At 38.5% G+C, this 12,151-nt stretch carries 8 protein-coding genes; 2 read left to right on the top strand and 6 right to left on the bottom strand.

Going from position 1 to position 12,151, the window contains the following annotated elements; genetic code table 11:
* Positions 1-23 precede the first annotated feature (23 nt).
* Together RM549_RS06335 and RM549_RS06330 are read right to left on the bottom strand one after the other, a co-directional pair.
* Complete coding sequence (locus tag RM549_RS06335) at positions 24-1,640, bottom strand: peptide MFS transporter (protein ID WP_311682905.1); 1,617 nt, start codon at positions 1,638-1,640, stop codon at positions 24-26.
* An 18-nt stretch (positions 1,641-1,658) separates the two neighbouring features.
* Complete coding sequence (locus tag RM549_RS06330; protein ID WP_311682903.1) at positions 1,659-3,830, bottom strand: S9 family peptidase; 2,172 nt, start codon at positions 3,828-3,830, stop codon at positions 1,659-1,661.
* Positions 3,831-4,016: 186 nt separating this feature from the next.
* Here RM549_RS06330 and RM549_RS06325 point away from each other — a divergent pair, with 186 nt between their 5' ends.
* On the top strand, positions 4,017-5,336 hold the full coding sequence (locus RM549_RS06325; RefSeq protein WP_311682901.1) for a hydroxymethylglutaryl-CoA reductase, degradative: 1,320 nt from the start codon (positions 4,017-4,019) through the stop codon (positions 5,334-5,336).
* Positions 5,333-6,247: a GYDIA family GHMP kinase gene (locus tag RM549_RS06320; protein WP_311682899.1), complete on the top strand. Its 915-nt coding sequence runs from the start codon at positions 5,333-5,335 to the stop codon at positions 6,245-6,247. The genes RM549_RS06325 and RM549_RS06320 overlap by 4 nt, the downstream gene beginning before the upstream one ends.
* A 257-nt stretch (positions 6,248-6,504) precedes the next feature.
* Here RM549_RS06320 and RM549_RS06315 read toward each other — a convergent pair whose 3' ends face one another.
* From RM549_RS06315 to RM549_RS06300, 4 genes are all read right to left on the bottom strand, one after another.
* Positions 6,505-8,625 (bottom strand): peptidylprolyl isomerase, encoded by a 2,121-nt coding sequence (locus RM549_RS06315; RefSeq protein ID WP_311682897.1) that lies wholly within the window; start codon positions 8,623-8,625, stop codon positions 6,505-6,507.
* 95 nt (positions 8,626-8,720) lie between these two features.
* The gene (locus RM549_RS06310; protein ID WP_311682896.1) at positions 8,721-10,010 is read right to left on the bottom strand and encodes a hemolysin family protein; all 1,290 of its coding nucleotides are present in this window, start codon (positions 10,008-10,010) and stop codon (positions 8,721-8,723) included.
* 189 nt (positions 10,011-10,199) lie between these two features.
* Positions 10,200-10,769 (bottom strand): LPS export ABC transporter periplasmic protein LptC, encoded by a 570-nt coding sequence (lptC, locus tag RM549_RS06305; protein ID WP_311682894.1) that lies wholly within the window; start codon positions 10,767-10,769, stop codon positions 10,200-10,202.
* A 1-nt stretch (position 10,770) separates the two neighbouring features.
* A complete protein-coding gene (locus RM549_RS06300) occupies positions 10,771-12,147 on the bottom strand; it encodes a hypothetical protein (RefSeq protein ID WP_311682892.1) in 1,377 nt (458 codons plus the stop codon).
* Between the last annotated feature and the right edge of the window lie 4 nt (positions 12,148-12,151).

The following is a 12,151-nucleotide window of genomic DNA, read 5'->3' as shown; positions in this document are numbered from 1 at the left end:
GGTATACCATGTACTTCTTTTATTTATCTAATTCCGTGCATTTTCTTTATAAGTGTCTTATTCAGCAATAGCATCACAATTCCGGCTCCTATTGGCACAAGAGTGAAAATTAAGAAGAAGGTCGTCATCCCGTACTCCTCAACGATAGGATCAATATAACTTCCGGTAACCCCTGCTAAAAGATTGGCAATAAAGTTTGCGACAAACCAGACACCAAACATTAAGCCCACAAGTTTTACAGGCGCCAGTTTACTTACATAGGACAATCCTACCGGCGATACGCATAATTCTCCCAGAGTATGGAAGAGATAAGCCAGGACCAGAAATATCATACTCACAGATGCCGTTTTTGCACCTACAGGAATACCCATAGAACCATAAGAAAGAATTGCAAAACCAATACCCAGTAAGATCAAACCAATAGCAAACTTGACCGGTCCTGTTGGATTAAATCTACTCTGCCAAATTTTTGAAAATAAAGGCGCAAAGGCAATAATAAAGAAGGAGTTAAGAATCCCGAACCACGATGCCGGAACTTCAGGTGACTCTTCTTCAAATTGTCTCATTAACATCCAGATAACTATCCCCCAAATAATAACAAAACTGGCTCCAAGCGCATAACTCGCTAAAGGAAAATTCTTAAAAGTCTGTCTAAACAGCATTATGAGAACCCACGTGATAATCATTAATGGAATAATGGTTAATAAGGTATTAAATATCTTGAAGGTTAAAGCACCTCCACCTACCAGAACCCTATCTGTATAATCTGCTGCAAAAATAGTCATGGATCCACCAGCCTGTTCAAAAGCCCACCAGAAGAAGATGGTAAAAAATGCGAGAACACTTATAACTATTAATCTATCACTTGTTACTTTCGGACTTTCTTCTTCCGCAGGTTTAGCTTCTTCGTAAGTTTTATCTTTAATCCTGCCTCCTGTTTCATCTTTGACTTCACCAGTTATGGTACGCTGATCAACATATCCATCCATCTTATCAGGCCGTAAACCTATCCTGCCAAAAATTCCCTGAGCATAATAAAATTGTAACATCCCGAAGAACATAAATATCCCGGCGAGACCAAAGCCCCAGTGCCAGCCAACGCTTTCACCAATATAACCACAAAGTAAAATACCCAAGAAAGCACCTGCATTAATACCCATATAGAAAATAGTATAACCTGCATCCTTTTCTTTACCCTGATTTAGATACAGCTGACCTACAATAGAAGAAATATTAGGCTTAAAAAGACCATTACCTATAATTAACAATCCAAGTCCTATAAAGAAAAATATATCAGTAAAAACTTCCAGTGCCATGGATGCGTGCCCCAGGGTCATTAAAAATGCTCCAATAACAATAGCATTTCGGTATCCTGTAACCTTATCGGCTATTAATCCTCCAAAAATAGGTGTTACATAAACCAGCCCGGTATACCACGCATATAGAAGTAAGGCATCTGCTCGTTCCCAACCCCATCCTTCGTCCATAATTGAGGCAACGAGGAATAGAACAAGGAGTGCCCGCATCCCATAGTAAGAAAAACGTTCCCACATCTCTGTAAAAAAGAGAATAAACAATCCCGCAGGATGGCCTAATACTGTACGCTGATTCTGTTCTGAACCTCCAAATTTGAATTCCATGTGATCCTTAATTAGGTTTTATAATTTATTCTTGATAAAATCTGTCATCTTAGTATAGAGATGAAGCCGCGTATTTCCACCGTAGATACTGTGGTCCCGATCTGGATAGATCGCCCAGTCGAATTGTTTATTGGCCTGGATTAAAGCTTCTACCATACGCATTGTATTTTGAAGGTGAACATTATCGTCACCACCGCCGTGTATTAACAGATAATCCCCTTTCAATTTTTCCACATGATTAATGGGGGAATTATCATCATATCCTGCAGGGTTTTCCTGTGGAGTGGCCATGTATCTTTCGGTATAGATACTGTCATAAAATCTCCAGCTGGTAACAGGTGCCACGGCAATAGCCAGGGAAAAGGTATCGCTCCCCTGCAAAATTGCATTAGAAGACATAAAGCCACCATAACTCCAGCCCCAGATCCCAATCCTGTCTTCATTTATATAATTTCTTGAGCCAAATTGTTGCGCGGCTGCAATTTGGTCTTCAACTTCGTATTTTCCCAGCTCGCGCTGAGTAACTTTTTTAAATGCAGCGCCTTTATAACCTGTTCCGCGGGGATCAACGCAGGCGATGATATAACCTTCATCTGCCAAAAGCTGATACCAATAATCGTTGGAATTAAAATAAGTGTTGGAAACAGATTGTGAGCCGGGTCCAGAATATTGAAACATTAAAAGAGGATATTCTTTATTTTCATCAAAATCACCAGGTTTGATCATCCACATATTCAACTCATTTCCATTCACTTCAATAGTAGAAAGTTCCTTGGGAGAAAAACTATAAGCTTCTTCAAGTTTAAGTAATTGACTGTTGTCTTTGATTTCCCTAATCAGTTTTCCGTCTTTGGCGCGGTGTAGAGTATAAACGTAAGGAGTTTTTGTATCTGTAAAAGAATTAATGAAATACGTGAAGTCCGCACTAAAATCTGCGCTGTTGGTTCCTGTTTTAGAAGTTAAAAGTTGCTTCTTTTTACCCTTTGGATTAATGGAATAGACCGTTCTGTTTACACTTCCATTCTCTGTACTTTGGTAAAAAATCCTTTTATTCTTTTTGTCAAAGCCGTAATAATTTGTCACTTCCCAATCTCCTGAAGTTACCTGATTAAGCAACTTGCCGTTCTTGTTGTAATGATAAATATGGTTGAACCCATCTTTTTCACTGGTCCAGATAAAACTGTTATCCTCAAGAAAAGTCAGGTTATCGGTAATATCTATATAAGCTTCATCTTTCTCATTTAACACTACTTTCTTGCTATTACCTTCAGCATCTACAAAGATAAGATCAAGATCATTTTGGTGACGGTTAATTACCTGAACGCTTAGCTGCATTGGCTCGGTAGTCCATTTAATCCGCGGAATATAAAAATCGTTATACTCGCTCAAATCGATTTCTTCATTTTCTTCGGAAGCCAAATCGTACATATGTAATGAAACCAGCGAATTGGTTTCACCGGCCTTAGGATACTTAAATGTGTATTCTGAAGGATAAAGATCCTGACCAAAAATATCCATTGAAAATTCCGGAACTTTTGACTCATTGAACTTAAGATAAGCGATTTTTTCTCCTGAAGGATTCCACTGAAAAGCTTTTACAAAAGCGAACTCTTCTTCATACACCCAATCGGTCACCCCGTTAATGGTTTCGTTTTTTTCACCGTCAAAAGTTACTTGTGTTTCCTCGCCTGAAGCTATATCATAAATGAAAATATTGTTATCAAAAACAAAGGCTACTTTGGAAGCATTTGGAGAGAATGTTGGCTCCTGGACCATCCTATCGGTTAGTTTCGTTAATTCTTCAGTCTGAAAATCGTACAGATAAAAAATTCCTCTGGAAGATCGCCTGTAAATTCCCTCTGACTCTGTGGTAAGGAGAATTTTATTTTCATCTTCACTTAATTGAAAATCCTGAAATGAAGGAATTTCAGCTAAATCTGAACTGCTTAGCATAGTCCGAACCTGTTTGCCGGTATTGTAATTATACACATCTATAGCCGTAGTACCGGTGCTTCTGTCTTGGTTTAACACCAGATATTCTTCACCATTTTTCAACGACTGTAGCGACTGCAAACGTTCTTGCCGAAATGTACCATTCCAGATTTGCTCAAGGGTTATTTCCTTTTCCTGGGCGTTAACAAAAGAGCTTATAACAAGAAAAATGCAAGCAAGGAGTGTAGGGAACTTCATTTATTTTTATAATTTTTACGGAATGCCAAGTTTACTAAATTTTCAGCAAAAAAAGGAGCGGTTATGTGTTAAATGCTAACAATTTGTTAATGAAAGATTTCACTGTAAAGCATCCCTATCAGGTCTTTCAAATTATACTCCTAGAAATAACAATTGTATATTTGGATTTTCAAAAATCAACCCAAAATGACAGAACCCGTAGCCGGTTTTTCCAAATTCAGCAAAGAAGAAAAGATCCAGTGGCTCAGCAATCTTTACCTCAATAATGATTCAGAGGCAGTTAAAGTGCTAAAGCAGTACTGGAATGAGGATGAAAAACTTCAGCAATTGCACGATGAGTTTACAGAAAATACCATTTCCAATTTTTACCTTCCGTTTGGACTTGCCCCAAATTTTCTAATTAATGGAAATCTTTTGGCTATACCCATGGCCATAGAAGAAAGCTCGGTGATTGCAGCGGCAAGTAAAGCGGCGAAGTTTTGGGGATCCCGGGGCGGATTTAAAGCTACAGTTCTTAACACAAAAAAAGTAGGTCAGGTTCATTTTATCTATAATGGAGATTTCAGGAAATTCGAAAGCTTTTTTAAAGAGCTAAAACCACGTTTACTTGATGCGGTAAAGCCTATCACTAAAAATATGGAAAAGCGTGGCGGCGGCGTTCTGGAGATAGAGCTTAAGGATAAAACAGCTGCACTGGAAAATTATTATCAGCTGCATTGCAATTTTGACACGCGTGACTCTATGGGAGCGAATTTCATCAATTCCTGCCTGGAAAAGTTTGCTGAAATGCTGCAAAATGAGGCTCAAAATTATGCAGATTTTACTGCGGAAGAAAAAGATATCGAAATCCTGATGAGCATTCTTTCTAATTATGTTCCGGAGTGCCTTGTAAGAGCAGAAGTTTCCTGCCCTTTAGATGAACTTTCTGATAGTCCTGAATTGGACGGTCAGGAATTCGCTGATAAATTTCTAAGAGCTATCCGCATAGCTGAAATCGAAAAATATCGTGCGGTCACCCATAATAAAGGAATTATGAATGGAGTTGATGCCGTTGTACTGGCCACGGGAAATGACTTTAGAGCAGTGGAAGCAGGGATACACGCCTATGCTTCAAAAGACGGGCAATATACGAGCCTCACCCATGCCTCTGTAGAAAACGAGATCTTTAAATTTTGGATAGAAATTCCTCTTGCACTTGGGACGGTTGGCGGCCTTACAAGTCTTCATCCCCTGGTAAAACTGGCATTACAAATTCTTCAAAAACCTTCTGCAGAAGACTTAATGAAAATCGTAGCGGTAGCAGGGCTGGCCCAGAATTTTGGAGCGGTAAAGTCTCTGATTACAACCGGAATTCAACAGGGACACATGAAAATGCACCTCATGAATATTTTAAATCAGCAACAAGCAACTCCTCAGGAAAAAGAGACCATAATAGATTACTTCAGAAAAAATACTGTTTCCCATAATAGTGTAATAGACCAGCTTGAAAAATTACGACAACAATGAAAAAATTCCACAGCAACGGAAAATTACTTATAACTGGAGAATATGCCGTTTTAAACGGAGCAAAAGCGCTGACCATACCAACTAAATTTTTCCAGGATCTTGAAGTGAAAAAGGGAGAAGAACCAACTCTGTACTGGAAAAGCTTTGATAAAGATGACAAGCTTTGGTTTGAAGCGGAATTTCAAATTGAAAATGGTGAAGTTAACTGTACTTCAGAAAATGCTTCTTCTGAAGTTGCCACGCGCTTAACTCAAATACTACAGGTAGCACAGCAATTAAATCCTAAAATTCTAAATTCCGGTGGTTTTGATGTTGAATCGAAATTGAATTTTGATCAAAACTGGGGTTTGGGCACCTCCTCTACTCTTATCAACAATATCGCCCAGTGGTTTGAAATTGATGCATATCAACTCCTGGAAAAGACCTTTGGCGGCAGCGGATTTGATATTGCTGCTGCTCAAAACAACGCTCCTGTAACTTATCAATTAACAGAAAACGGGAGGACGGTCTTAAATGCCAATTTTCGACCTTCTTTTAAGGAGGAGTTGTTTTTTGTTTATCTGAACAACAAACAGAACAGCAGGCAGGCAATTGCTCATTATCGAAATCAGTCGCAGGAGAACCTTGATGTTCTTATTGATAAAATTTCCAATTTAACCTTACAATTTATTGAATGCACAAACCTTCAGGAGTTTGAAATGCTTATTGAAATTCATGAAACGCTTATTGCCCAGGCAATTAACCTTCCTAAAGTTAAAACAAAGCTTTTTAAAGACTATCCGGGAAAAATAAAAAGCCTTGGCGGCTGGGGCGGTGATTTTATAATGGCAACGGGAGGAGAAAGTGATAAAAAATACTTCAGAAGTAAGGGTTATGACACTATTTTCTCTTATGACGATATAATCTTATAATTCCAAATGATGATAATTGCCATTCTTGAGGGATTATCTTATTTAAGCTAACAAACCTATCAGGTTTTAAAAACTGACTGGTCTGAATTTTACTCAACCGTGAATTAGTGATTAAGTTGTTTCTAAAACCACATTAGACAATCTTACCCTTACGAAAAAATATCTCAAAAAAGTCAACCTCCTAAAATGGCAATTATCGACTTAAAACAAAAAAATCTCCGAAGTGGAGACTTTTTATATTTGAAAGGCCGTAACTTCTAATAGAACCTGGACCTGTTATCTTCAATTTCAGCTTTTTTCTTTAAAGCTTCAAATACTCGTGTACTGGCTTCCTGACGGCGACGCATTGTTTCCTGTTGTGCCACAGCATTGTATGAATTTAAAGCCGGAGCTTCATTTTTTGCTGTTACTTCAACCACATAAACTCCTTTATCCCCGGCTATAGGTTTACTTACATTTTCCGTTTCAAGACCAAATGCAGTACCAACCACTTCTGGTTCGTTACCAGCACCAGGCAAGGTAGGATTGTTCAGGTTAACAGAGTTGGCAGTCTGAATTATAGTATTTTGATTTTGAGCTATGGCTTCTAATGTATTGCCACTAATTTTTTCCTTTATAAGTTCAGCTTTCTTACGTTTGGTAAGGATAGGAATTACTGTAGAAGAAGCTTCTTCTGCACTCATTAATCCCGCATCGTTTTTAGCTGTTAATTGTGCCACAATGTAACCATTTGGAGTATCGAAACGCTTCACTTCACCTGTTTCCACATCTTCTTCAAAAGCCCATTGAATCACAGCTCTTTGCGGACCAACACCCGGAAGGTTTTCGTCCAATGCATTTACCTGTCGAACTGTTCTTACATTGTAATCGTTACTCTTTGCCTGTTCTGCAAAATCCTCTTCACTTGCTGCAATCTGGAATTTTGTTACTTCGTTAAACAAGTCGCTTCTTGAACGCTCTGATGCTATAATCTCTTTTGCTACAGTAGCGGTTTTAACAGCTTTTTCTTCTTCAGTTTGCTCATCTATAGCAATCACATGGTAACCCAGTTCTGTTTCCACAACTCCTATATCGCCTTCATCATTAGCAAAAACGTAGTCTTCGAATGCAGGGATCATTTGTCCTGGTGAAAACCATCCTAAATCCCCTGCATTTTGTTCTTTAGAACGATCTGAAGAAAACTGAGAAACAAGCTCTTCAAATTTTGAGTTATCCCTTCTTACCACATTAGCAAGACTATCTGCAAGTGCTTCAGCTTCAGCTTTGCTCCTTGTTGCCTCGGGATCAATTCGGGTGCCTTCGTAAGCCACCAAAATATGACTGGCTTTTACAGAATCAGGGATTTGTTGCGTCTCCAGCATTCTTGTGATCTTCCAATAACCATCCTCTTCATAAGGACCATAAGTTTCTCCTTCTGAAAGGTTAAAGATTCTCTCTGCATGCTCTCCGGAAAGATCATTTCTAAACTGAAACTGATCGTTATATGGTGTATCGGAATATTGATTGACAAAATTTTCTACATCTTCTGTAGTACCAAATCCTGCAATAGAGTCATTTGCTCCTGAAGCAGCGTTGTACTCTGCCCTACCTTGCATAAGAGATTGAATTTCTTCCTGTGCTTCAGATTTGTCTTCGGAAGAAGCTGTCTCTTCAAAATATACAAACTGAAGGTTTCTGGACTTTTCGGTTTCAAACCTGGCAGGATGGTTTTTAACGTAATCTTTAATTTCAGATTTACTCACTTCTACCTCGTCATCAGAAATAGAAGAATAAGGAACCTGTACAAATTTAAGGTCTATGCTATTATTTTCTAATTTGTAGGTCTGCTCTGCTTCGGTCACTGTAGCACCAACACCGGCACTAATCATACTGTAATAAAGATTTTGGCGTGCAGTTGCTGCCATGTTTTGAGTGTACTGCTGCCATTGGGCATAAGCTTCTGGAGAAGTAGCTCTCATATTGGCCACGTATTCCTTTAGCCTGTTCTCATCAAACATTCCAGCTTCATTCTGAAAGTTAGGATTATTTGCCATTTGCAGCCTGATCATTTGTGTGATCTGATCTTCTTCAGCTCTCAATCCTATTTCCTCAAGTTGATCTTTAATAATCACCTCTCTTAGTTTTTGCTCCCAAACCCTGTTTGCAGCCTGAATGGTGCTTACATTTCCTCCGGTATTACGCTGAAGCGCCTCTACCTGCATTGCAAATTCCTCACGACTAATCTCTTCTCCATTAACTGTTGCAATGGTATTTTGCGACTTCTGAGAAGACATTCCTCCATTACGTAGTACATCTGCCAGAACAAAAGAAAAAAGAGCTAAAGCAATGATGATAATCAAGAAAACAGAACGCTGTCTGATTTTATTTAATACTGCCATTTGTAATTGTTATTTATCAAAATATAGTGGGCGAAAATAGTGTTTTTAGCCTAATTATAAAACTTATAATTAGCAAAATATTAACGAGAAGGAAATTAATCGGCAGGTTTGATTTTTACTTCTACCAGTTCGATTTTTGTGTTGGAAACCTCCAGGATATGGAACTCAAAATTTTCGATTCGCAGGACTTCTCCCTGCTGCGGAATTTCTTCGGTATGATTTACGATATAGCCCCCAAGGGTTTCATAATTTTCGCCTACCGGCATTCCTAGTTTGTAAGCTTCATTTAAATAATCAACTTCTGTTCTGGCAGAAAATCGGTAATGATCTTCATCTATTTTTTCTTCAATTAGAATAGCAGAATCATGCTCATCCTCTATCTCCCCAAAAAGCTCCTCTACAATATCTTCCACGGTCATCATCCCACTTGTCCCACCGTATTCATCAATAACCACTGCTATACTTTTCCTTTTCTTAATAAGCGCGTTAAGGACATCTTTTACCCACATAGTTTCCGGAACAAAAACTACCGGTAATAATACAGATTTTATGGAAGTGGGCTTCCTAAATAATTCAAAGGAATGCACATAACCAATGATATCATCTATAGTTTCGTTGTAAATCAGAATTTTTGATAGTCCGGTTTCAGTAAACTTATTAATTAAATCCCCCGGATTTTCTTTTTGATCTACCGCAATAATTTCTGTTCTGGGGATCATAACTTCCCGGGCTTTAATTTCAGAAAACTCAAGTGCATTCTGAAAAATCTGAATTTCAGAATCAACTTCCTCATTCTCCTCTACTGTTTCCATTTGTTCGGTTATAAAATTCCCGAGTTCTACTTTAGTGAAAGCAAGTTGCACCTCGTCCCCTTCGGTTTTAAAGAACCTTTTCAGGACTTTATCTGATACCCAGATAACAAATGATGAAATAAAACTGAAAAGCAGGTAAAAGAAATAAGCCGGGACTGCAAAAAGCTTAAGCATTGAGTTGGCGTAAATCTGAAAAAAAACCTTTGGAAGAAATTCCGCAGTAAGCAAAATTATTAATGTAGATATTACAGTTTGGGTAAAGAGACTAAAATCTACAATTAGATACCTGAGAAGATCATTCTCTACAGGCCGCATTCCTACAAGCCATTCCATTAATAAATCACCCATAAAAAAGCCATAGACGACCAGGGCGATGTTATTACCTACCAACATGGTGGCTATAAACTTGGAAGGTTTTTTAGTAAGCCGTTTAAGTACTTTAGCCAGAAAATCATCCTGACGTTTCTCAATTTCTATAAAAATTTTGTTGGAAGAAACGTATGCGATTTCCATTCCGGAAAAGAAAGCAGAGAAAATAAGGGAAAGAACAATAATAAGCACATTTATATCCATTTGGATTATTTGTTACGATCCTTAATCTTTTTCCTAAAGCGCCTTTTAAAAAAGAACATGAAGATAGAAATAAGAGCAAAAAATATAAAAATATATGCCCGGTCCCTTTCTACATTCCAGATCCTAATTGTTTCGAAGATGAAAAATGCGGCAAAAGCCAAATATGCATATTCAAAAAATTTGAAATATTTACTCATCCTCTTTCTCGTCTATTATTTGTACTCCAATATTTGTCCTGGAACGAAAATTACCGAAATTTTGATTAGAATCAAAACCCTGTCCTTCGTTTACCCCGCCATCGGGAAATCTTATGGTGTTTGGCCTGTCTGTAAAAACCCAGCTCCTATCCTGATCCCAGTAAAGCTGACCAGCCTCCAGCTGCGTACTGTCGCTGGTTACAATTATTACATTTCCTCTTAAATCTATTAATCCTGTCTCATCGTAAATAATTGCGTAATCGGAATTTACAGTATTCTTTTCATTTTCTTCATCAAAAAATTCCACCTCAACCCCATCAGGAAATTCCCGGTAGGGAAATTCTTTGTTGGTATAATCGAACATCCTGGGACTACGTAAAATAGCCACCAGCCTTCCCGAATCGGTAAATTTAAGGTTCAAACCTTCAGCAACCGCCTGGGGCGCATCTCCCTTCATGTCCATTTCACGGACTTCATTAAGATTACCCTGGCATGAAAAAAGTATTGTCACGCCGAGGAGCGTGACAATACTTGAAATTATATGATTATATGTAATCTTCATTTTACATTTGAGGGATACGCACGGTCTCTCCAATCCAACATCCTATCTGGATAGCCTCCCCTGCACTTCTACCGGCCTGAAAAACTTCAGACTTCTGTGGAGCTCTACCTTTGTAACTTGCAGCTGCCTGGCTGGCATTACTTGAAATAGAAGGATCTACTCTTCCTGCTCTTGCAGCATAATCTGCAGCTAACCAGTATACCGCTCTTTTGTTAAATGGAGTATCACCACAATTGTTAGCACTCTGAGCGATCATATTTGCAATCTGTAAATAAGCAGTCCCCATTGAAGGTCTGGCCTTTAAAGCTCTACTGTAATAGGTTCTTGCCTGCCCAAAGTTTCCTCTTTCTTTATAGTTACTTGCGATTCTATAGTATATCCTTGCCTGATCGCTAGGATCTTCTTCCAGCTCTGCAGCTTCGTTGTAATACTCAAGAGCTTTAGCTCTGTCTCCATCAGCTTCAGCTAACTGCCCTAAAGAGAAAGCCGAATTTGCAGAAGGCTCTAACTGGTGTAAGGCTTCAGAAACCTCAAAGAATAATGGATCTTCAGTACAATCTTTGGCAGACAACCTTGCGTTGGCATTCTGCAACCAGCTAACATCTGTTTTATTTGCTTCGAAATCCTTTTCATATAAAGGAATAAGGTTATCACAATCTGCCCTTGCTCCTAATTTTGCATTAAGCGCCTTTTTTACAGCATTGTAATTGTTCAGGTTAATTTCAGCATATTTTATCTGAGTTGCTTCTTTAGAGGTAAGTTCTTCCCCTGCTTCCTGCTTTTCGATAAGCGGAGCTAAATCTTCAGCCGCATCATTTTCTTCTTCTTCAATTTTAGCCATCACCCTATCGTAAATGTCAAAAACATCCTGAAGCTCTCTGTCTCCTGCATCCTGCATCTCCACCATCAGATCGAAATAAGCATAAAGACCTTTTGCACTGGTAAAATTCTCACTATCTTCAGTATATGCTTTATCATAAGCATTATAAAGATCTTCTTTAGTCCCTATTTTATTATCGTACTTAAGCTGTGCAATATCTCCGTAAACCTTTCCTTTACTTGTCTTTTCAGGATAAAGCTCCAGACGTTGCTCCCACACAGAAATAAGTTCTTCTATAAGAGGTTTTTTTTCTGCTTCACTTCCAGCTTTGTCGATCTTATCTTCTAAAATTCTCTCAAGGTACTGGTATGTCGCCATACTGTATTCAGGACATTTTTCCCTAACGTCCATTAAAGGCTGGTATGCCGCATCATAATTTTTAGCCTTGGCATCATCGTAAGCCAGGGCAGCCATTGTTGGACAATCATTAGATTGCGCACTTAAAACGCCTGACCCTAATAATGCCCCCGTAACTAGTGCTATAAAATTCGCTTTCATTTTT

The sequence above is a fragment of the Autumnicola patrickiae genome (assembly GCF_031846525.1).
In the GTDB taxonomy this organism is placed as follows: domain Bacteria; phylum Bacteroidota; class Bacteroidia; order Flavobacteriales; family Flavobacteriaceae; genus Autumnicola; species Autumnicola patrickiae.
The sequence above is the reverse complement of the archived record's forward strand: the minus strand, read 5'-3'. Positions and strand labels throughout refer to the sequence as shown.

Excerpts from the sequence above, each read along its gene's own strand:
- RM549_RS06310 (WP_311682896.1), bottom strand. The coding sequence starts at position 10,010 with ATGGATATAAATGTGCTTATTATTGTTCTTTCCCTTATTTTCTCTGCT.
- RM549_RS06335 (WP_311682905.1), bottom strand. The coding sequence starts at position 1,640 with ATGGAATTCAAATTTGGAGGTTCAGAACAGAATCAGCGTACAGTATTA.
- RM549_RS06315 (WP_311682897.1), bottom strand. The coding sequence starts at position 8,625 with ATGGCAGTATTAAATAAAATCAGACAGCGTTCTGTTTTCTTGATTATC.
- RM549_RS06320 (WP_311682899.1), top strand. The coding sequence starts at position 5,333 with ATGAAAAAATTCCACAGCAACGGAAAATTACTTATAACTGGAGAATAT.
- lptC (WP_311682894.1), bottom strand. The coding sequence starts at position 10,769 with ATGAAGATTACATATAATCATATAATTTCAAGTATTGTCACGCTCCTC.
- RM549_RS06325 (WP_311682901.1), top strand. The coding sequence starts at position 4,017 with ATGACAGAACCCGTAGCCGGTTTTTCCAAATTCAGCAAAGAAGAAAAG.
- RM549_RS06300 (WP_311682892.1), bottom strand. The coding sequence starts at position 12,147 with ATGAAAGCGAATTTTATAGCACTAGTTACGGGGGCATTATTAGGGTCA.
- RM549_RS06330 (WP_311682903.1), bottom strand. The coding sequence starts at position 3,830 with ATGAAGTTCCCTACACTCCTTGCTTGCATTTTTCTTGTTATAAGCTCT.